22 protein-coding genes are annotated in these 21971 nt (G+C 34.8%); 9 read left to right on the top strand and 13 right to left on the bottom strand.

The genetic code is table 11. The annotated features are described in order from the left end of the window. Nucleotides 1-11: 11 nt before the first annotated feature. Genes lpxD through N4A35_12470 form a run of 3 tightly spaced genes read right to left on the bottom strand, consistent with a single transcriptional unit; the run spans nucleotide 12 to nucleotide 1978 of the window. The gene (gene lpxD / locus N4A35_12480) at nucleotides 12-1049 is read right to left on the bottom strand and encodes a UDP-3-O-(3-hydroxymyristoyl)glucosamine N-acyltransferase (GenBank protein MCT4582220.1); all 1038 of its coding nucleotides are present in this window, start codon (nucleotides 1047-1049) and stop codon (nucleotides 12-14) included. Nucleotides 1050-1063: 14 nt separating this feature from the next. Beyond that, nucleotides 1064-1723, bottom strand: coding sequence for an OmpH family outer membrane protein (locus tag N4A35_12475; GenBank protein ID MCT4582219.1), 660 nt, complete (start codon nucleotides 1721-1723; stop codon nucleotides 1064-1066). A gap of 6 nt (nucleotides 1724-1729) precedes the next feature. Beyond that, a complete protein-coding gene (locus N4A35_12470; GenBank protein MCT4582218.1) occupies nucleotides 1730-1978 on the bottom strand; it encodes a hypothetical protein in 249 nt (82 codons plus the stop codon). Between the two features lie 151 nt (nucleotides 1979-2129). Here N4A35_12470 and N4A35_12465 point away from each other — a divergent pair, with 151 nt between their 5' ends. Then, nucleotides 2130-3380 (top strand): replication-associated recombination protein A, encoded by a 1251-nt coding sequence (locus tag N4A35_12465; protein ID MCT4582217.1) that lies wholly within the window; start codon nucleotides 2130-2132, stop codon nucleotides 3378-3380. Here the strand turns inward: N4A35_12465 and N4A35_12460 are convergent. The 10 genes from N4A35_12460 to N4A35_12415 all read right to left on the bottom strand — a co-directional run bounded on the left by N4A35_12460 (nucleotide 3377) and on the right by N4A35_12415 (nucleotide 13972). Beyond that, nucleotides 3377-4165 (bottom strand): hypothetical protein, encoded by a 789-nt coding sequence (locus N4A35_12460; protein ID MCT4582216.1) that lies wholly within the window; start codon nucleotides 4163-4165, stop codon nucleotides 3377-3379. The two genes, N4A35_12465 and N4A35_12460, sit on opposite strands and share 4 nt — an antisense overlap. Nucleotides 4166-4284: 119 nt before the next feature. Next, the gene (nadD, locus tag N4A35_12455; GenBank protein ID MCT4582215.1) at nucleotides 4285-4887 is read right to left on the bottom strand and encodes a nicotinate (nicotinamide) nucleotide adenylyltransferase; all 603 of its coding nucleotides are present in this window, start codon (nucleotides 4885-4887) and stop codon (nucleotides 4285-4287) included. Between the two features lie 57 nt (nucleotides 4888-4944). Beyond that, nucleotides 4945-5520 carry a guanylate kinase gene (gene gmk / locus N4A35_12450; GenBank protein MCT4582214.1) on the bottom strand — a complete coding sequence of 192 codons (576 nt, stop codon included), beginning with the start codon at nucleotides 5518-5520 and terminating at the stop codon, nucleotides 4945-4947. A 3-nt stretch (nucleotides 5521-5523) separates the two neighbouring features. Further along, nucleotides 5524-6396: a YicC family protein gene (locus N4A35_12445; protein MCT4582213.1), complete on the bottom strand. Its 873-nt coding sequence runs from the start codon at nucleotides 6394-6396 to the stop codon at nucleotides 5524-5526. Between the two features lie 104 nt (nucleotides 6397-6500). Next, nucleotides 6501-8267, bottom strand: a complete 1767-nt coding sequence (locus tag N4A35_12440; GenBank protein MCT4582212.1) for a 1-deoxy-D-xylulose-5-phosphate synthase — start codon at nucleotides 8265-8267, stop codon at nucleotides 6501-6503. 131 nt (nucleotides 8268-8398) lie between these two features. Next, complete coding sequence (locus N4A35_12435) at nucleotides 8399-8890, bottom strand: T9SS type A sorting domain-containing protein (GenBank protein MCT4582211.1); 492 nt, start codon at nucleotides 8888-8890, stop codon at nucleotides 8399-8401. Nucleotides 8891-8892: 2 nt separating this feature from the next. Beyond that, on the bottom strand, nucleotides 8893-9927 hold the full coding sequence (locus tag N4A35_12430; protein ID MCT4582210.1) for a hypothetical protein: 1035 nt from the start codon (nucleotides 9925-9927) through the stop codon (nucleotides 8893-8895). Nucleotides 9928-9939: 12 nt separating this feature from the next. Next, the gene (locus N4A35_12425; protein MCT4582209.1) at nucleotides 9940-11616 is read right to left on the bottom strand and encodes a T9SS type A sorting domain-containing protein; all 1677 of its coding nucleotides are present in this window, start codon (nucleotides 11614-11616) and stop codon (nucleotides 9940-9942) included. Between the two features lie 34 nt (nucleotides 11617-11650). Beyond that, complete coding sequence (locus tag N4A35_12420) at nucleotides 11651-12334, bottom strand: hypothetical protein (protein MCT4582208.1); 684 nt, start codon at nucleotides 12332-12334, stop codon at nucleotides 11651-11653. Nucleotides 12335-12448: 114 nt separating this feature from the next. Continuing rightward, nucleotides 12449-13972: a tetratricopeptide repeat protein gene (locus N4A35_12415; GenBank protein MCT4582207.1), complete on the bottom strand. Its 1524-nt coding sequence runs from the start codon at nucleotides 13970-13972 to the stop codon at nucleotides 12449-12451. 251 nt (nucleotides 13973-14223) lie between these two features. On the opposite strand from N4A35_12415, the gene N4A35_12410 reads away from it, so the two are divergent. The 8 genes from N4A35_12410 (at nucleotide 14224) to N4A35_12375 (ending at nucleotide 21910) form a co-directional block, all read left to right on the top strand. Next, on the top strand, nucleotides 14224-15693 hold the full coding sequence (locus N4A35_12410) for a trypsin-like peptidase domain-containing protein (GenBank protein ID MCT4582206.1): 1470 nt from the start codon (nucleotides 14224-14226) through the stop codon (nucleotides 15691-15693). A 172-nt stretch (nucleotides 15694-15865) separates the two neighbouring features. Beyond that, nucleotides 15866-16729, top strand: a complete 864-nt coding sequence (locus N4A35_12405) for an RNA polymerase sigma factor RpoD/SigA (protein ID MCT4582205.1) — start codon at nucleotides 15866-15868, stop codon at nucleotides 16727-16729. 63 nt (nucleotides 16730-16792) lie between these two features. Further along, on the top strand, nucleotides 16793-18256 hold the full coding sequence (locus N4A35_12400; GenBank protein ID MCT4582204.1) for a glyceraldehyde-3-phosphate dehydrogenase: 1464 nt from the start codon (nucleotides 16793-16795) through the stop codon (nucleotides 18254-18256). Nucleotides 18257-18336: 80 nt separating this feature from the next. Next, on the top strand, nucleotides 18337-18762 hold the full coding sequence (locus N4A35_12395; protein MCT4582203.1) for a phosphoheptose isomerase: 426 nt from the start codon (nucleotides 18337-18339) through the stop codon (nucleotides 18760-18762). Nucleotides 18763-18792: 30 nt separating this feature from the next. After that, on the top strand, nucleotides 18793-19290 hold the full coding sequence (locus N4A35_12390) for a metallophosphatase family protein (GenBank protein MCT4582202.1): 498 nt from the start codon (nucleotides 18793-18795) through the stop codon (nucleotides 19288-19290). A 101-nt stretch (nucleotides 19291-19391) separates the two neighbouring features. Beyond that, nucleotides 19392-19982 (top strand): phosphoribosylglycinamide formyltransferase, encoded by a 591-nt coding sequence (locus N4A35_12385; GenBank protein ID MCT4582201.1) that lies wholly within the window; start codon nucleotides 19392-19394, stop codon nucleotides 19980-19982. Next, entirely contained in the window at nucleotides 19982-20587 is a 606-nt protein-coding gene (locus N4A35_12380; protein ID MCT4582200.1) for a MarC family protein, read from the top strand. The genes N4A35_12385 and N4A35_12380 overlap by 1 nt, the downstream gene beginning before the upstream one ends. 102 nt (nucleotides 20588-20689) lie before the next feature. Further along, complete coding sequence (locus tag N4A35_12375) at nucleotides 20690-21910, top strand: DUF4856 domain-containing protein (GenBank protein MCT4582199.1); 1221 nt, start codon at nucleotides 20690-20692, stop codon at nucleotides 21908-21910. Nucleotides 21911-21971: the final 61 nt, after the last annotated feature.

The raw sequence follows: 21971 nt of genomic DNA, 5'->3' as shown, positions 1-21971 counted from the left end.
ATGGTAATGTATTATTCTTCGTCTTGTATTTTGTTTTCTAACTCAATAATTTGTGCTCTTAACTTTGGCAATCCTCTAAAGAGGACATAACTCCTTTTATAATCACCTATAGAAAAAGCTGGAGAACCTTGTACAATCTCTCCTTTTTTAACAATACTTTGTCCTATTCCTGATTGAGCGGCAATTTTAACCTCATCTGCGATTTGAATATGCCCTACTATTCCAACCTGACCTCCAATCATCATATTTTTCCCTAGCTTCGCTGAACCTGCTATTCCAGTTTGTGCCGCAATCACTGTATTTTCTCCAATCTCTACATTATGAGCGACTTGTATCAAGTTATCTAATTTTACTCCTTTTTTGATAATAGTGCTTCCCATTGTTGCTCTATCTATGGTAGAATTAGAACCTATTTCTACATAGTCTTCGAGTATAACATTTCCTATCTGGGGTACTTTTTGGTAATTATTAGCAGCACTTGGAGCAAACCCAAATCCATCAGAGCCTAATATCACCCCTGAATGTAAAGTACAAGCTTTACCAATCACACAGTTATGGTATACTTTTGCTCCAGAATAAATAACCGAGTCATCTCCTATTGTTGTTCCATCTCCAATATAAGCATGAGGGTATACTTTTACATGATTACCTAATACTACATTCTCTCCAATATAAGCAAATGCTCCAACATAACATCCCTCTCCCATTGTTACCGTTTCGCTAATATATGATGGTTGTTCAACACCTGACTTCTGTTGATTCATTTGATCATAATATCCCAACAATGTAGATAAAGCTTGATAAGCATCTTCGACTCTTATCAAAGTCAACCCTTGAGGCAATGTTTTTACGGGTTCAAAACTTTTATTCACTAAAGCTATTGTTGCTTTAGTAGTATAGATAAAATCTTCGTATTTGGGATTTGCTAAGAAAGTAATGGTTCCTGCCTTACCTTCTTCTATTTTAGCCATTCCATTAACTTTGGCATTTTGATCTCCCTCTACTTCTCCCCCTAATAATCCTGCTATTTGTTCTGCTGTAAACTCCATTATCCTAGTATAATCTATTTTTCTACAGATGGTTGCTCAGTTGCTTTACTTTTTTTGTATTCTTGATTCAGCAGCTCTATTACCTTATCAGTAATATCTAACTCTGGATTAGCATATAGCATAGGACCGCCAACTCTGTAACTTAGGACATAGTCATAGCCCAATTCTTTTCCGATAACTTGCATAAAACGATCGGTTTCATAAACATAATCAGACATCACCTCTGCTTCTTTCTTTGCCAAAGACGCTGATAACTCTTGCTCTTTTTGTAGAATACTCTGCTCCAACAAACCTATCTCCTGAGCTTTTCGTTGTAACTCTTGTTGTCCCATAATTGGAGCTTGCTCTTCAAATGATTTTCTTTGCTTCTCATATTTGGAATACAACCCTTTCAACTTACGCTCTGCTGAGGTTTGTTTCTCTTGCAATTTCGCAGTCATTTCCCTAGAAAACTCATAATAAGTCGTAACAGTATCACTGTTTACAAATGCTACATTAAACTTTTTCACAACCTCAACATCTTCTTTAACCTCAAGGCTATCGGTTGCTAATGGATTTTTTACTTCAAGCTCTTTTTCTTGAACATTTTTTCCTCCTGCTAACTGCATTACAAACAAAATAATTACAGCTATAATTAAAACGACATTTGTTATCGTTAGTGTCTTTGTATTCATATTAAATTACCCAAGGTTTATATTTCTGAACGCCTCTGCAAAATCTTTACTCATTTCTACAAATCGCATGTATACTTTATCTAAAAACTCCTTAGAAACTAGTTTTTCCATATCATCCATCCCCATAACATCAGCTTGACTAAGTCGATAAACTTGCTCATACTGATCGAGGACGATCTTAACAATGTACTTATTTTCTCTTAAAAAGATGCTTACATCCAGTTTCGGATGATCTATCTTTGTAACTGTTCTCATAATGACTGCAAATGTAATAATTTATATGTAGTTATACTAGGGCAAGTAAAACTCGTTATTTTTTTTATAGTTTTTTCAATTTATTACCTCTATTTTTGAAAAAAAACATTGAGCTATTCATTCATCTAACCACATACCATTAGCAGAACGTATGCGTCCGAAATCATTGGATGATTATTTTGGACAACAACACTTAGTAGGAAACAATAAGCCTTTAAGAAACGCTATAGAAAGTGGGAGCCTTCCATCGATGTTATTCTGGGGTCCTCCTGGTGTAGGGAAAACAACTTTAGCTCAAATCATTTCAGAAACCTTAGACCGACCTTTTTATACACTTTCTGCCATCAACAGTGGTGTAAAAGATATCAGAGAGGTCATTAACAAAGTGCAAAGCCAAGGGATGTTTGGTGGACAAAGTGCCGTCTTGTTCATTGATGAGATCCATCGCTTTAGTAAATCACAGCAGGATTCTCTTTTAAATGCAGTTGAAAAAGGAATCATTACGTTGATTGGCGCAACAACTGAGAACCCCTCTTTTGAAGTAATATCTGCCCTTCTATCGAGGTGTCAAACCTACATTCTTGAACACCATTCAAAAGAAGACCTTGAAGCCTTATTAAACAAAGCTTTAACTGAAGATTCTTTGCTAAAAAAAGAACGGGTTGAACTTGTCGAAACTGAAGCTCTTCTGAGAATCTCTGGGGGAGATGCCAGAAAATTACTCAATAGTCTAGAGATTGCTATCAACGCACTTCCTGTTCACAATAGAAAAATCACCAATCAATTTGTACTTGAGAATGTACAACAAAGTTTGACCAATTATGATAAAAATGGCGAGCAGCATTACGACATTGTTTCTGCCATGATCAAATCTATTAGAGGTAGCGACCCCAATGCTGCTCTATACTGGATGGCAAGAATGATTGAGGGGGGCGAAGAGCCTAAATTTATTGCTAGACGCTTATTAATACTTGCTTCTGAAGACATTGGAAATGCTAACCCAACAGCTCTAGTAATGGCCAATACTTGCTTTGACGCCGTTAGCAAAATAGGATGGCCTGAAAGCCGTATTATTCTTTCGCAATGCATTATATACTTGGCAAGCTCACCAAAGAGTAATGCCTCCTACATGGCCATTAACAATGCACAACAATTGGTAAAAAGCACTGGAGATTTGCCTGTACCACTTCATTTAAGAAATGCACCAACAAAATTAATGAAAGACATTGGATATGGGGAAAACTACCAGTATTCTCACGAAAACACATCCACACTTCATACTCAAGAGTTTTTACCAGACACAATAGCCAACACAAAACTCTATACACCTAGTGCCAACAAAAGAGAACAAGACTTAAAAAAATACTTAAACTGGGTTTGGAAAGGAAAATATGGGTATTAACCCTCACTCTCTTCCTCTTCCATTACATCTTGTAAATCTGTACTTGTCAACCCTTTCAACCCTTCTGCTAACTTCCTAAAATACTTTGCTAACGAAGTTTCTTCCAAAGGAATATCTACAGGTATTTTCATTGAAATAGGAATCATCGCATCAACAGGCATAGGCCCATTAAAACTAATTTTAGCGGTTTGTTTAATAGGAATCCTAACAGGAACCATTACATCAACAGGAATACTCATCTCTATACCAATAGGCAAAGTATCTACAATCAACATATCGATAGGAATTGTACTTTTTACAGGTAAAGGCTCTTCAAAATCGACCAATAAACTTTGGTTGAGTGGAATTTTAGATTTAATAGGAACTGACGGTCCTTTATCTTTTCCAAAAATCGTCATTTTCATTTTTTGATCCAATGGAATCGTATCATCTACCAAAATAGTAATTTGATCTTTTACCCAAATTAAAGTATCTAAAGCGATATAATCTTTTACCCCCATTCGAATTGGAACCATCATTTCCTCTGAAACAGGTATCATGGCTGTAAATGGAATCTCTGTCGAGATAAACATATCAATATTTACTGTCAAATCATCTGTAACAGATATGGCTGAATTCAAAGGAATATCTTCATTTACTTCTACATCGGTAATAATATGTTGAACGGCCATTTCTTCCATAGTATTTCCAATACCATTCAACCTAAACTCCATAATTTTTAAGGCTGCAAGCAGCACTCCAATTAGTATAAAACTCACAACAAATGCTAATGTTAAAAATAGCATTATTCGCTTTTGAAACTTAGTTAGATTTTTAAACATAGAATACGAATATAAAGAAATATTAGAAAGAATTGATGTTCTTGTAGATTTTACCTCTAATTTCCGCTACCAAGCATTTGGCTTTAACCTTTATAGAAATTCATTTCATCGATATACTTTAAAACGGGCTCAGGAAGTAAATAACGAACATCTTTCCCTTTTTTTATCGACTGCCGAATAAAACTAGCCGAAATATCCATAAAAGGCACATCTTGTAACACTGCTATTTGAGCACTTTTAACTTGTGGTGGTAATAAACTTTCCTCTTGTACCGTTTTATTTCTAGGATAAACAATGATTTTATGATTCTCGATAATTGTTTCAAAATTTTTCCATTTATGCAGCGAACGTAAATTATCCCCCCCCATAATCAAGGTAAATTCTTTGTTGGGGTATTTTTCGTGTAAATAAGCCAATGTTGTAGCTGTATATGATGGCTGTGGCAACTTAAACTCTATATCAGACGCTCTAAAATTTTCGTTATCATCTATTGCTTCTTTTACCAAATTCAACCGATGATAATCGGCCAACAGACTTGCTTTCTTTTTATGAGGATTATGTGGTGAAACAACAAACCAGACCTCATCCAAAGGCGTATTATTAACGATGTGATTCGCAATAATTAAATGCCCAACATGTATGGGGTTAAACGTTCCGAAATAAAGGCCTATTCTCTTTGAAAACATTTTATTTTCTCCCCAAAGCAATTGATTAACGTCTATCGCAAAAGAATCTGCCATATTTTATTTTTCTAGAAAGGATGTCAAAACTTTTTCAGCCTCAGCAAATGCAACTTCTAAGTTATCGTTCAACAATACGTAATCAAAACTATGAGCGGTCTTCAATTCTTGTTCAGCTTTACCTATTCTTCTTGCAATAGAAGCTTCTGTTTCCGTTTCTCTAGTTCGCAATCTTTTTTCTAGATGAGCAATTGAGGGAGGTTTTACAAAAATGGCTAGTGCATTATCTCCAAAATACTTTTTCAAATTAAGTCCTCCTACTACGTCTACATCAAAAATAACCGTCTTGCCTTCTGACCAAATACGTTCTACTTCCGACTTTAACGTTCCATAAAAATTATCCTTGTATACCTCTTCCCATTCTACAAACTCATCATTTGCAATTTTAGCTTTAAAGTCTTCAATAGACAAAAAATGGTAATCTTTACCTTTTCTTTCATTATGTCTTCGAGGACGACTGCATGCTGATATTGAAAACTCTAACGCTTCAAACGTTTTTAACAAATGATGAACGATAGTTGTTTTGCCCGCCCCAGAAGGAGCAGAAAATATTACCGCTTTGTGATTTAAACTCTCCATTATTTACAAAACGTTTAAAATTTGTTCTTTAATTTTTTCTAAAGCATCTTTCATTAAAACCACAATTTTTTGCATTTCTGCGTGGTTAGCTTTAGAACCTAAAGTATTAATCTCTCTTCCTATTTCTTGAGTAATAAACCCTAATTTTTTCCCTTTACCTAGCTCCTCTCCATTTGCCGTTTTTAGAAAATGCTCACAGTGAGCTTTTAAACGAACTTTTTCCTCTGAGATATCTAATTTTTCAATATAATAAATCAACTCTTGGTGGTATCTATTTTCATCGATATTTGGTTTATCAACAAGGGCCTCCAAATTCTTTTTAATACGCTCTTTCACAATTTCTATTCGCTCCTGTTCGTAAGGCTCGACTTTAGTCAACAACTCTGTTATTTTGTGAATATTTGAAAAGATATCATTTTGTAGAGAAACTCCCTCTTCTTTTCTAAATGCAAGAAATTGCTCAATTGCACTTGAGACTAATTCAATATAGCTTTGCGCATTTTCTTTTGATAATGCCTCTTTCTCTGAACGCATTACTTCTGGCATCTTCATCACAATAGATAAAAAATCTATTTTGTCTTTATTGCTCAACTCTGCTTCATTAACAACTTCTAATAAGTCTTGATAATAACGCTGTACAAGTCCTTTGTTTACAAAGTGTTTTTGTTCGGTTTCGAGCGTTGTATAATTTACATTGACTTCTATTTTCCCTCTGATTAATTCCTTAGCCAACAAAGAACGTATTTCCATTTCTTTTTCTCTGAAAAAACTAGGCGTTCTGAGGTTACAGTCAAAAGTTTTACTGTTTACAGATTTTATTTCAACAGTTACTTTTTTTGTTCCGATATTGCTTTCTGCCTTACCGTAACCTGTCATTGAGTAAATCATATAAAAATTAATTTACACGCAAAAGTAAGGATTTTAACGCTAGTATCTGCTAGAGTTCGATATAAATATTTAGAAAACCCTACACACAAGCCTCAAGAATAGAGTTCAACAATCGTCTGATGTATTGAAGCTGCATCAATTCCCACCTCCTGGTAGAGATCTGACACACTACCATGGTCAACAAAAACATCTGAAATCCCTAAACGCTTTACCATCAATTTTGAATTAATAGTACTTAAATACTCTATAATTGCACTCCCCATTCCTCCCGCTAAAACACCATCTTCTACCACAACTAATGCTTGATAGTTTTCTGAAATATGCTTTAACAATAGAGTATCTATAGGTTTAATAAATCGAGCATCATAATGTGATGGGTAGACAGCCCCCTCGTTTAGCATTGCTATTGCTTTTGAAACTTCCTGCGCCATTTTTCCTACAGAAATTACAGCAACACCTTTCCCTTTTACCAATTGTTCTCCCTTTCCTTTTATTAAAGGTTGGGGCTCTTGTAAAACTTCTAACTCCCCTTTTCCTCTCGGGTAACGAATGACAATAGGTTGTTGGGCATGCTCAACAGCCCAATGCAATGCGTTAATTAGCTCTTGCTGATCTCTTGGAGAAAGAATAACTAAATTGGGAACACTCCTTAAAAAAGAAATATCTAACACCCCATGGTGTGTTGTTCCATCTTCACCAACCAAACCTGCACGGTCTACGCAAAAAATAACCGGCAAATTCTGAATGGCAACATCGTGAATTAATTGATCGTAAGCTCGTTGAAGAAATGTAGAATAAATGACACAAAACGGGACCTTTCCATTAGCAGCTAACCCTGCTGCAAAAGTAACTGCGTGTTGCTCTGCTATACCGACGTCAAAAAAACGTTCAGGAAACTGCTTTTTAAAAAAATGCAAAGAAGAACCACTGGTCATCGCAGGTGTTATTGCAACAATATCCTTATTTAACTTTCCTAGCTTAACCAATTCTTCCCCAAAAACATCTTGATATTTCTTTGCTTTAGTTGTTTCACCTTTAAAGCGCTCCCCTGTTTCTGGATGAAATTTTCCTGGTGCATGCCAAGTAGCTGGATCTCCCTCTTCAGCTGGAGCATAACCTTTTCCTTTCACTGTTTTACAATGTAAAACCCTTACTCCTGTATGTGCTTTTTGAGCTAATAAAGCCTCATGAATCGCGGAATAATCATTTCCATCAACCTGACCAAAATAACTTATTCCTAAGTTGGTAAAAACATTCCCCTTTTCATCAATCCCTTTCAAGTGCTTCTCTAAAGCTCCTACATTTTCATCAATAGATTGTTGGTTATCATTGACAATAATCAACACATTCGCCCCTGTCTCAACAGCATTATTCAAAGCCTCATAAGCCATACCTGCTGTTAGTGCTCCATCTCCAATTACGGCTATATGTTGACGATCTAATTGTCCATCTAACTTAGAGGCTATTGCCATGCCCAAAACAGCACTTATTGAAGTCGAGGAATGTCCCGTTCCAAAATCATCAAAATGACTTTCTGATCGTTTAGGAAAACCTGAAAGTCCTTTATACATTCTCAATGAAGCAAAAGCATCTTTCCTTCCCGTTAACATTTTGTGTGCATAAGCCTGATGACCAACATCCCAGACTAATTGATCGTTTGGCGTATCAAAAATTTGATGTATTGCCACTGTTAGCTCCACAACACCTAAGCTAGCGCTGAAGTGGCCTGGTGTTTGGGACAACTGCTCTATAATTAACGCCCTAATCTCTGCACAAACATCAACGCATTCAGCAACAGACAAAGGTTTTAGATCTTTAGGCTCGTTTATTTTGTTTAATATATTCGTCTTTGTTTTCAAGAGCCTACAAAGATAGTCTTACTTTAGATTATTCTATCGTCTTTTGAAAAATTAATCAACACTAAACAACTAATCCTAAAAAAAGGAAGAAAAAAAAATATTCTTCCTTCCTTTTTTTATCAAAATAAAACCTACTCTTTAATTAATGGAATAGATGCTACAACCTCAAAATTAGCATTCAAGATTTTAACAATATACCCTCCAGATTTCAACTGGGTTAAATCCAATTTAGCAGTACAACTTCCATAACAATTAATATTCTCCGAAGATATAAGTTGACCATTAAGCGCATAAACTGAAACAAGACCATCGATCCTTTCATTCTTCGAATTGAGCTCCAACTTTGCAACAGCTTTTGTTGGATTAGGATATAATCGAAAATCGACATTAACCTCCCTATTATTAACAGATGAGAAAGTTGCCTCGGCTTGTTGGTAACCTTGAAGTAAAATAAAGCTCCCTGTAGAATGGGCTTCAACAAGTGACTCCCCAACGGTTGATGAAAGGATCACTCCTCGTCCTTCAATTGTACTTCCTGCATTACCTATCGCATATCGCTCGACATATTGCGCTTTTATGACTAAAGCTCCCAAAGCCATAAAACAGAATAATAGCTCTTTCATATTTAGTTTTTATAAACAATGAATGAAAAATTCTTATCTGCAGCAGCTCCTGAAATATCTTTTGTCAAAACAATCATATTTCCACCACTACTACTCACACTAATAAAACCTGCTACACTCGAGACAATTGATAGAGAAACAGAGTAATTAGGGTAAAAGAAACTTTCTCCTACAATACTGATACTGTAGTTACCTATACTATTTTTTGTTACACTAAAGTTGCCCGTTCCAGAATTAATTGTCCCACTATCATCAACATTCCCATAAGCAATAGGAATTAAGTTAGCACTCCCGGTATTCGATCTATTTACTTCATCATTTACAATAAGGGAGCTATCTGTTTTTATTTGCTTTTTTGAATAAACCGAACCATCTGTATTAACAGAAAACTTAAGCCCTCCTTTATTACACTCTATAAATTGTGAGTTATTAGGGGTCTCTACTCCTGTTTCCAAATTCAGAATATCGTTTCCTACAAACATAGTATCCACCCTAAAATCCATCATTTCTCCCGCAGAAAGTCTCTCCGTCCTAACTGTAAACACTTGAGCATGTGCACTAGAATCACCTATAACTACCGATTTTCCCATCGTATAGTAATCTCCATTCGAATTCTTCGTTTTCCAAATTGAATTTTTTACCTGCTCCGCTGTTTTAGCATGTAGAGCATAAGGTACGCTCATCAATTGAGATGACCCCACATCATTACCGTCAACGTTCACAGTTAAAAAGTATTCATCAACAGACCAATCAATAGATGCAAAAATGCCACTTGTTGCTACACCATGGCCAATAACCGCTGAAAATCCACCATAAGCGTTAGTTACTAATGCTTGAGTCTCACGATATACTACTGTCCCCCCTACAGAAGATTGGCTGACACTAAAAATAACATCAACATTTTGATTGACCATCAGGCTCCCAGAAACATCCCTTAGAACTGCTTGATAGTTGATTCCCTCTGGAGTTTGTGCAACAAGCTTAGTATAAAAAAACACTCCACTTAATACTATAACCAATTTTAATATTGTTTTCATAATTCTTATTTTTTATTGTTTAATTATTTTCTTTGTTAATTGTTGATCATTAATTTGAACTAAATAAACTCCTGGTATTAAATTCGAAACATCGATATACGACACATTTACGTCAATATTTTGAAGTACTACGCTCCCTCTTAAATCAACAATAGAAATTTTATAGACATCTGTTTCAGCATCAACAACAAGTCTATCTTTAACTGGATTAGGGTAGACATTAAAGGCTGCCAACTCATTTTGCTTTATACCAACAGTGTATAAATTTAAATATGGATAACCATTATTAAAACTTTCATTTATCGTCCATACACTATTAAAGTCCCAGTTCGTATAGGTTGATTGTTGTTTCATGTTTGAGGTTGACTCTCCGGTAGCTCCATCAGAAACAGACATTCCACTAGTCATATTATCCCAATAACAATCTGTAACAACTCCTCGATAACTTTGAGGCGCTGAAGTGTTATTATCTCCTACAAAACCTCCTATATCTGTAAAAGAGGTGTGGGGAGCAGAAACGTATCCAGTAGCATAGCAATTGACTAGCTCTCCCTGAAAGTTATTACTTCCTGCAAAACCTCCTAAATAAACATGTCCAGCCCCAGTCGCTGTTACAGCACCTCTACTATAACAATTCTGAATTATTCCCGTTCCTACATTTTCGCCAACAAAACCTCCAACTGTAGCTTTACCTATAACATTGGCAAACACATAACTTTTTGCTATTGTCCCTTCATTATACCCTACAAAACCTCCAACTTCGGTATCTTCACTACTCACAGTTCCTAATGAATAACATAAAGTAATTGTACCCAAATTGTTATACCCTACAAAACCTCCAGACTTCGTTGACGACTGCCCTGTTAATGTAACCAACCCTGTACTATAAGACTCACTTATTGAAGTTTGGTAATTATAACCTATAAAACCTCCAACGTCTTGTTTATCGCTAGAAACATTTACCGAAGTATAAGAATTTTCAATTGCACTATTGCCTGAATAACCAACCAACCCTCCTACATCATCATTTCCAGCAACTACACCAGAAGAATTAGAGTTACTCACTAAAGACCCAGACTTTAATTCCCCAACAAGACCACCAACATAATTATTCACGCTAGGGATATTTACTGTTGCCAAACAATTGTTAATTGTAGTTGCTATTGCACTTCCCACTAGCCCTCCTACTTTTTCTCCTCCATTAACGGTTCCATTAACAGAACAGTTATTGATTGTTGTATTTTGAGCTCTCCCAACTAATAGACCAGCACTAAAATTATCTGATTCAACATGACAATTTTCCAGGTTTAAATTTTGGATAGTGGCATTATTTGTTGTAGAAAACAAACCTACTTGTGTACCTGGCACCTGACTATTGACATATAGACCTGAAATAGAGTAACCTCTACCATCAAAAACCCCATCAAAATTGCTTAAAAATCCCGACCCTATAGGTTTAAAGCCTAAAACATCGTTGTAATAACTCCAACTACTTGTTGCTGAAGCATTGATATCATTATCTAGTTCAAAACTTGAAGACCATGAGCTTCCATTCTCTGAAATCCACCTTAGATGCTCTAAAGTTGAAACATTTCGAAAGCCATTCCCATCAGTATCAGTAGGCTCAATCTGTGCATTCATAGATACCCCTATAAATGCTACACTTAAAAATGTAGTTATTTTTTTCATAAAATTTTAATATTAGTTATTCGTTTTTCTTCACTTATTTCGACTCCACGATTTTAAAGTTTGGCAACTCAAAGTAGTGCTCATCTATTGATTTATTAAACTCCGCAGAAACAGCTATCTTAGTCGTTTTCACCCCCATTATAGAAGCCTCAATTTTCAACACCACTCCTTTATACAACCATTGCTTAGTCCCCATCAACGACCAGATCTCACACTTAAACCCTAAAATATCTTCTTCTCCTATTTTTTCTCCCCCCATTGATGTAAACATCTCTTTTCCAAATTGATTAGCATCGCCATTACCAACAGATTGAATAGACTCCATTGCGAAATCATTTTGAGACCTGATTTCTTTTTTTTCAAAATCAACATAGAATGCTTTACCATGATCTAATTTGCTTAGGTTGTGTATTGTTTCCTCTTGAGAAGATGCTTTACCAAAAAGCTTCGTAACCGTCGTTCTTGACTCTTTCTCTTCAACCAATTCAACAGCCCCCCAATCTTTAAAATATAGCGTCCCTGTTCCTGCCCCTTTTACCGTAGCACCAAACACTTTTCCCTCAATAATAGATTCATATTGAACACTACCTGATTTGATTTCATATCTTTTTAAGGTAGAATCTTTTACGTTTTGGGGTAAACTCCCCAACATAATCTCACTACCATAACAACCAAAAACCCCTAATAGAGCAACTAAAATTCCTATACTTTTTTTCATCTCAATATCTTTATGTCTGTTAATATTTAACTGTCATAAAGGTAGTTTTGGGTAAGCTTAGTTGTTTCACCCTAAAGGGTGATATTGAGTAAAAACAAGGGATTTAAGCGTTTTTTATAATGCTTTTGCTTTATTAGCAGCTTCAATTCGATTTCTCACATCTAATTTTATAAACAAATTTTTGACATGAGTTTTAATGGTATTTATAGAGACAAACATTTCCGCCGCAATTTCAGTATTTGTTAATCCTTTAGAAATAAGAATTAAAACTTCTTCCTCTCTTTCAGTAAGGTTAAATTTTTTGATTTTTAAGGACAACAATTCATTCTGAGACAATTCATTTTCTTGCAATTCCTCTTCAGCTTGATGTAATTGATGAATATAATCGGCAATATCTCTTTGCATTTGCTTAATTAACAAAACAGAATGTTTGTTTTTTAAATAGATAACATACAGAGAAATGGACAAAATAATAAACAAAGCAACTACGATAAAAGCAGTAATCCAGCCCCTCCTAACCATTATCTTTTTACGCAGTTCAAGCATTTGAATTTTATTATCTTTCTCCTGTACATCATACCTTATATTTAGCTGCTCAACTCTTTCTTTCTGTTTTTCTCCTGCCAATTCAGATTCCAATTGATTTTTATGAATGAGTAAATTAAATGCTTTCTCATAATCCCCTTGTTTGACCAAAGACTCTATTAAGATTAGCATTCCTTCTATTTCAATTTCTTTATACGATTCTTGTTGAGCTAATGCAATCGTTTTTTGAGCAAAAGCATCCGCTTCAACGTAGTTCCCTTTTTTTAGTAACAATTCCGCTTTAAAACGATTGATTAAATTAATCGTTCTATTATTATGATTCAATTCACTCTTTAGCAAAGCATTACTCAGCAATGAGTCTGCTTTTTCTAATTCTCCCATTCTAATATAAACATTAGCAATGTTTGCTTCAATAGCAGATATAGTTAAGAAATTAGAATCCAACACAGCTGCTTTATAAGCCTTATGATAATAGACTAAAGCAGAGTCCAATTCACCATCAAACTCTTCGAAAAGAGAAGCTATATTATTGTATTTAGAAGCACTTAAATCTTTTCTTCCTAAATCTAAAACAACCTCCAGCCCTTTTTTATAGTACATTAGAGATTTATCTTTCTCTTTAAGCTGTTGATAAACAATCCCTAAATTATTATAGATATAAGATGTTTTTAGTTCCAGTTTTAGCCGTTTAAAAATGGATAATGCTTCGAAGTAATATGCTATTGAAGCAGTGTAATCTCCTGTAACTTCGTTTAGTACACCAATATTAGTCAGTTGCTCTGCATAAAGTTCCTCTTCCTCCTGCTCTTTATAGATATCAGCAGCATATTTAAAATAATATTGACTTAAATAGAGCTTAGACTTAGCATAGAATAGATTCCCCAATTTAACTGAAACACCCGCTTTATCTTGAGGGAAACGATTCAAAAGCTCCTCCGAAACAAGCATTAACGAATCATTATTCTCCGAATTATTCCTCTTCAATTCACCCAAGTAAAATGAGAGTTCTTTATTTCCTTTTATTTCACCCCTATTCTCTCCACAAGAATAAACCAACAACACTAAACTAAAAGTATAAAAAAACAACCTCATAAGCCTGATTCAAAACTTCTTTAAACTCAGCAAAATTAATCATTAAGAACTGATTATATCTTCAGACAAACAAGATATATATCAGGTTTTACACTGTAAATTATCACTATATCATTAAGGAACGTCCTCCGAATTCGAATTTTGTTTGTTAAAACTTATTAACCTTTTTTAACAGCGGGGGTTGAAACAAAAAAGCTTGGACTCCGTTATCTTTACATCGATAATAATTTTGATTCAAAATAGAACGAATTATGAATAATACAATAAAATTTATAGGAGCAGGGATTATTGGTGGTGTTTTTAGTTTTGGGTTAGCCAATATTTTTGAAACCTCACCTCAAAAGAAACTTACTGAGCACTTGGAAAAAGAGCCTACAACTACTTTTACTGCGGCTCCAGTAAGCTACAACAACCTTATTCCAAACGACGTCAAAGATTTTACATTTGCCGCAGAAAAAACAGTGAACTCAGTTGTACATATTAAAACTGAGTATAACCAAACGTATTCGAATGATCCTTATTTAGATTTCTTTTGGGGACCTAGAGGAAGTCGAGGATCAAGGCCTATGATTGCTACAGGTTCAGGAGTTATTATCTCTAAAGACGGATACATTGTCACGAATAATCATGTGATTGAAGATGCTGATAAGGTTGAAGTATCAATGAATGATGAACGAACTTTTACTGCAAAAGTCATTGGAACAGATCCAAGCACTGATTTAGCATTAATAAAAATTGAAGGAGAAAAAGATTTTCCATTTACAACTTTTGCTAATTCAGACAATGTAAAGGTTGGAGAGTGGGTTTTAGCTGTTGGAAACCCATTTAATTTGACCTCTACTGTTACTGCGGGAATAGTTAGTGCTAAAGCAAGGAATATCAACCTACTTCGAGGAAACTCAAGAGAAGAGGTTTTTCCTCTCGAATCATTTATACAGACAGATGCAGCAGTTAACCCAGGAAACAGTGGAGGTGCTTTAGTCAATCCTAATGGAGAACTTGTGGGAATTAACACTGCCATTGCCTCAAAAACGGGATCATACACAGGGTACTCTTTTGCAGTTCCTTCTAATATCGCTAAAAAAGTAACAGAAGACTTGTTAACTTATGGAATTGTTCAACGTGCTTTTATTGGAGTTAGCATCGAGAACGTAAACCAAAAATTAGTCGATGAATTGGGACTAAAAGATCTAAAAGGAGTAATGGTTAATGGAATTGCTGAAGATGGAGCAGCACAACTAGCAGGGATTCAAGAAAATGACATCATCCTAAAGGTTGGTAACGTTGAAGTCAACAATGTACCTCAATTGCAAGAACAAATTGGTAAATTTAGACCTGGAGACAAAGTCAACTTAACCGTTCGAAGAAATGACACGGAGTCTGTTTACACGCTTGAATTAAGAAACAAAGAGGGAAAAACAAATGTTATCAAAAAAGAAGAAGAAAACAAATACGCTTCATTAGGAGCTTCTTTTAGAAGACTCACTGCTGGAGAGCTAAAAGACTTGAAAATTAAACATGGGGTTAAAGTTGCCAACATTAAACCAGGAAAATTAAGAAGCGCAGGTATAACTGAAGGGTTCATCATTACTCACCTTGATCAAAAACCTGTCAAAAGGCCTGAAGAAGTTGTTGCATTTTTTAACCATCAAAAAGGCGGGGTACTAGTCGAAGGGATCTATCCAAACGGAATGAAAGGTTATTTTGGTTTTGGATTATAAAACCGCTTAACCTATAAATACCTGATTTTAAACAATTTTAATGAACATTGCTCAACAATAACCTAAATATAGTCTAAAAACACTTGACATGGACTTTGTTTTAGCTTATTTTTGCACTCCAAATTAATTTAACTCAACATTAAGTTAATTTTAAAAATACATAAAGTAGATTATGAGACAACTTAAAATAACCAAATCTATTACCAATAGAGAAAGCCAATCTCTAGATAAATACTTACAAGAAATTGGCCGTGAGGATCTGATTACTGCGGAAGAAGAAGTAGAGTTAGCTCAAAGAATAAAACAAGGAGATCAAGCTGCATTAGAAAAATTAACTAAAGCCAATTTAAGATTCGTTGTTTCTGTATCAAAACAATATCAAAACCAAGGGTTAACATTACCTGATTTAATTAATGAAGGAAATTTAGGATTAATCAAAGCTGCTCAACGTTTTGATGAAACGAGAGGTTTTAAATTCATCTCTTACGCCGTATGGTGGATTCGTCAGTCTATTCTACAAGCTTTAGCTGAACAATCTAGAATTGTACGTTTACCTTTAAACCAAGTTGGTTCACTAAACAAGATCAACAAAGCTTTTTCTAGATTAGAACAAGAGTACGAACGTCCTCCAAGTGCTGATGAATTAGCAAAAGCTCTTGACCTTCCAGAAGACAAGGTAAAAGACACGATGAAAGTTAGTGGAAGGCACATCTCAGTAGATGCTCCTTTCGTAGACGGAGAAGACAATTCATTATTAGATGTATTAGTTAATAATGACTCTCCTAATGCTGATAGAGAGTTGATGATGGAATCTTTACAAAGAGAAATTGAACGTTCTTTGTCCACTTTAACAGAAAGAGAGAAAGACGTCATACAACTGTTCTTTGGTATAGGAATGCAACACGGTCTAACGCTTGAAGAAATTGGAGCTAAATTTGACCTAACAAGAGAACGTGTTCGTCAAATAAAGGAAAAAGCTATTCGCAGGCTTAGACACACCTCTAGAAGTAAATTATTAAAAGCATATTTAGGATAATAAACATTGAATCGCCTTGAATTTTCGGGGCGATTTTTTTATTTTTAAACAACACATAATTAAATGGAAAACTTAGCAACAAAATCAGGATACCGAGAAGGTTTAAATGATTATGTAAAACAAAAGCAAGCTGCTGTAGACTTAGTAAACTCAGTAGGAAATTTAATGTTCAACAAAGGGGTTGAATTAGTACTATTCAGAAATCATTTAGTTGATATCAGCTTGTCTGAAGTCATTAATTTATTTTCAAACTATGCCAATAAGGTTTTAAAAACTCCTATTGATGTTCATACTGCCGCTGAAGTAGCTGCTGCAATGATTAAAGTAGATTTAGCACCTTCTAAAATCGATTTAGGAAAATTAACCGCTGAGTATGTTGCTGAAAAATCTAGCTACTCTTCGATCAATGATTTCTTATCGAAAAAATTAGAAAGCTTTATTGGTCAAGACAAACATACATTCGAACCTAAAGATGTTGTTTTATATGGATTTGGAAGAATTGGACGTTTAGTCGTAAGGGAACTAATTAAACAAGCAGGTAAAGGACAACAACTTTTATTAAAAGCAATTGTTTTAAGAACAGTAACAGATGAGCAAATTATCAAAAGAGCTGCTTTATTAAGAAACGATTCTGTACATGGAGCTTTTAAAGGGACAGTTATTGAAGATTTAGAAAACAAAGCGTTAATCATTAATGGGCAAAAAGTCCAATTAATTGAAGCAAAGTCTCCTACATCTGTGCCTTATGGACAATACGGAATCAATAATGCTTTATTAATTGATAGTACTGGAGTATTTAATACAAAAGATGCTTTAGCTCAACATTTAGAAAATGAGGAAATAGCAAAAGTATTATTAACTGCTCCTGGTAAGGAAATCCCTAACATTGTTTACGGAATTAACCAAGATGAATTTGACATTGAAGAACACGACATTTTCTCTGCTGCTTCATGTACAACCAATGCTATAAGCCCTGTTTTAAAAGTTATTGAAGATAATTTTGAAATAGAAAAAGGACATATCGAAACAGTTCATGCATACACCAACGACCAAAACTTATTGGACAATATGCACAAGAAACCACGTAGAGGTCGTTCTGCTGCCATCAATATGGTTATCACATCTACTGGTGCAGGTAAAGCTGTTACAAAAGTTGTTCCTTCGTTATTAGGAAAGTTAACTGCCAATGCCGTTCGTGTACCTACACCTAATGGATCTTTAGCAATTATGCACCTAAACTTAAAAAAGGAAACTTCACTAGAAGAAGTTAACAGTACAATTAAGGAAGCTGCGCTATCAGGTCGTTTGGTTAACCAAATCAACTATCAGGTTAATGAAGAATTGGTAAGTAATGATATTATCGGAAACACTTGTCCGTCTGTTTTTGACAGTAATGCTACAATCGTTTCTGAAGATGGAAAAAGCACAACATTATATACTTGGTACGATAATGAATTTGGATACACTAAACAAGTTATCCGTTTAGCTAAGCACATTGCCAAAGTAAGAAGATTAATCTACTATTAATAGTTTAATTTAAACTAGAATCTATTATTTTTGAATCCGCTAGTAAATTGATACTAGCGGATTTTTTATATTACAGTACAATGAGCAAAGAACTAAAAGAAGCATTAGATAAGGATGGAAAGAAAGCCAGTCCTGTTTTAGCAGAAGAAATAAAAAACTACCTTATCGATATTGATGGAACCATTACGGATGATGTTCCCAACGAACAACCTGAACGAATGGAGACCTGTGAACCATACCCAGATGCTCTAGAAATATTAAACAAATGGTATGACGAGGGTCACATCATTACTTTTTTCACATCGCGTACTGAAGCACACAGAGCAGTCACTGAAAAATGGTTAAAAAAGCATGGCTTTAAATATCATGGCTGCCTATTTGGAAAACCAAGAGGAGGAAACTACCACTGGATAGACAACCACATGGTAAAAGCTACTCGATTCAAAGGGCACTTTACCGATTTAATTACTATGGAAAAAACCATTGAAGTTTTTGACGACAAATAATTCAACACCTTTATTTAATCTCTAGCTGCATTGAAACGAATAGGCTTACTTTCCGATACGCACAGTCACTTTGACCCACGCTTTATAAAATATTTTATGGAGTGTGATGAGATTTGGCATGCAGGTGATATTGGAGATATTGCTGTAATGGATCAACTCAAGAAAATTGCTCCTGTACGTGCAGTTTATGGAAACATTGACAATCATATAGTAAGGGCTGAATATCCAGAACACAATCGATTTACACTTGAAGGTGTAACGGTATGGATAACTCATATAGGAGGAAAACCATACGCTTATGATTATAGACTAAGAGAAGAAATAAACAAAAACCCTCCAAAAATATTTATTTGTGGACATTCTCACATTTGTAAAGTTCAACTCGATAAAAAATTAAAGATGCTCTATATGAACCCTGGGGCAGCAGGAATTCATGGGTTTCATAAAATCAGAACAATGTTAAGGTTTACACTCGACAATGGAGACATTAAGGACTTAGAAGTAATTGAACTGGGGAAACGAGCTTAAATTTTAACTCTTGACATAAAAAAGACAAATAGTTAACGAAGAAATAACATTCAGTCTTAAATCTATTCTTACCTTTGCGCCCAATTTTGAAACCAAGCGTAATGAATTCTACAAAAACAACGAAGACAAAACTAGCTCTATTTGCCTCAGGAACAGGAAGTAACATCTTTAACATTATTACTCATTTTAACAATTCTGAGTCAATAGAAGTTGCTTTAGTATTATCGAATAAAGCTTCAGCTGGAGCATTAAATCATGCACAAAATGCTAATATTCAATCACAGCATTTTAATCGTTATGATTTTTTTGAATCAGACCATGTTCTTGAACTATTAAAAGCTAACAACATTGACTATGTAATATTAGCTGGTTTCCTTTGGAAAGTACCCCAAAATATTTTAGATCATTTTGAAAATAAAATCTTAAATGTTCACCCTTCTTTACTACCAAAGTATGGAGGTAAAGGCATGTATGGACACCACGTTCACAATGCCGTTTTGCTTCATAAAGAAAAAGAAACGGGAATCACGATTCATGTTGTCAATGATAAATATGACGATGGGGCTATTATAGCTCAAGCAAAGTGTAATGTTGTAAAAGATGAAACATTGGAAACACTTCAAAAAAAAATTAGCCAACTCGAAAAAGAGAATTTTCCAATAACAATAGAACAGTTTATAAAAAACAACTAATGTTTTCTGAATTAGGTTTTAGTACAAAAGAAATTGGTGTAGCATCAATGGTTCTTTTTGCGGTAATAGATATTGTAGGGTCTATTCCAATTATCATTAAAATTAAAAAAAATGCGGGTGAAATTAGCCCACTAAAAGCATCTCTTGTTGCATTTTCAATCATGGTTGCCTTTTTATTTCTTGGAGAAAGCCTTCTGGGAGTAATTGGTATTGGTACAAATGAGTTTGCTGTAGCAGGTTCTTTTGTGCTTTTCTTTATGGCATTAGAAATGGTTTTGGGAGTGGAATTATTTAAACATACAACTCCAAACGGAAACAAAAAATCTAAGGTAGCGTCTATTGTCCCCTTAGCCTTTCCTTTGATCGCCGGTGCTGGAACAATGACCTCTATTATTTCTTTACGAGCAGAATTCCACCAACTTAATATTTTTCTTGCGATACTGATTAATATGATTCTAGTATATATCGTTTTGATTATGACCAAACGTATTGAACGCGTATTAGGAGAAGGTGGAATTGCAGTGCTTGAAAAAGTATTTGGAATTATATTACTAGCAATTGCTATTAAACTTTTTAGTAGTAATGCTAAAGTTTTGTTTCAGTAAGACTTTTCTGTGACCAAAATACCATAAAAGTGGTATTGCTCATTTTCAACTTCAACTTTATATTTGCACTCCTTATTTAAATTTAATCTAAATAAAAATAGAATGCAAATAAAAAAAGTAATGCTAATTGCATTAGGAGGAAGTCTAATGTTAGCGACAAGTTGTAAAAAGAAAGGATGTACAGATGCAAACGCCACAAACTATAGCGAAGAAGCTAAAAAAGATGATGGGTCTTGTGAGTATGCAACACCAGAAGAGGAAACATATGATATTCCATCTACTTATGTGTTCAACGATGCCAATGGGAATAGTACCGTTAGCTTCAACGGACAACAACAACGCTTAGAAATGTTAGGTGAACTGACAACTTACATGAAGACAGCTAACACTGCTGGAACTGCTGTAAGTGCTCAGACATTAAAAGATATGTACGCTAACAATGGATACACATGGGCAGATGCTAATTCTTTAGGAATGACGGGGTCATCTAAACAATTAAAGAGTAAAACAGCTAGCGGAGATGCTGGTGTTCAATCAGCTTTTGAAAGCTATATGGATGCTTTGGGTACGGTAAGTGCGACAACTGTAGCCAACCAAGAAAATGGAGCACCAGGAACAGCAGGTGTATGGCCAAATGACGGAGTAAAAGGACCTTACTTAATGTCTGCTGAGGGACAAGAGTATACGCAATTAATTGAAAAAGGATTAATGGGGGCTGTATTTACCAACCAAATGACAATGAATTACCTTGCAAACATTGCTTCAGATGATAACGCTACTGCTGTTGATGCTGCTAATGGCAAGTACTACACAGAAATGGAACACCACTGGGATGAAGCTTATGGTTATTTCACTTCTGAAATAGATTATCCTACAAATGGAACTGATCGTTTCTGGGGTAAATATGCCGATAAAAGAGAAGCTGTTTTAGGATCTAAAACTAAACTAGCTGAAGCTTTTAGAAAAGGTAGAGCTGCAATTTCAAATAAAGATTATGAAACCAGAGATGCTCAAGTAGCTATTATTAACATAGAAATGGAAAAATTAGCCGCTGGTACAGCTATCAACTATTTAAAGTCTACAAAAACAAACATTGCAAACCCAACTGCAAGAAACCATGCGCTTTCTGAAGCAGTTGCTTTCTTAGAAGGTATGAAATATGGATATAGAGCAAGTAACGGAGGTATGACAAGCTCTGAAATTAATGGTGTTTTAGGAACTATTGGAACGAACTTCAACAATGTTACTATTACCAACCTTGATGCTGCAATTAATACAGTTGCTAGTAAAACAGGATTAACGAGCTATGTAAGTAGTCTTTAATTTTTTTATTAATTACGCTTTAATAAAAAGAAACATTGGAATATTCCAATGTTTCTTTTTA

This window comes from Flavobacteriales bacterium (genome assembly GCA_025210295.1).
Classification (GTDB): Bacteria; Bacteroidota; Bacteroidia; order Flavobacteriales_D; family Parvicellaceae; genus S010-51.
This window is presented reverse-complemented; position numbering and strand designations above follow the sequence as displayed.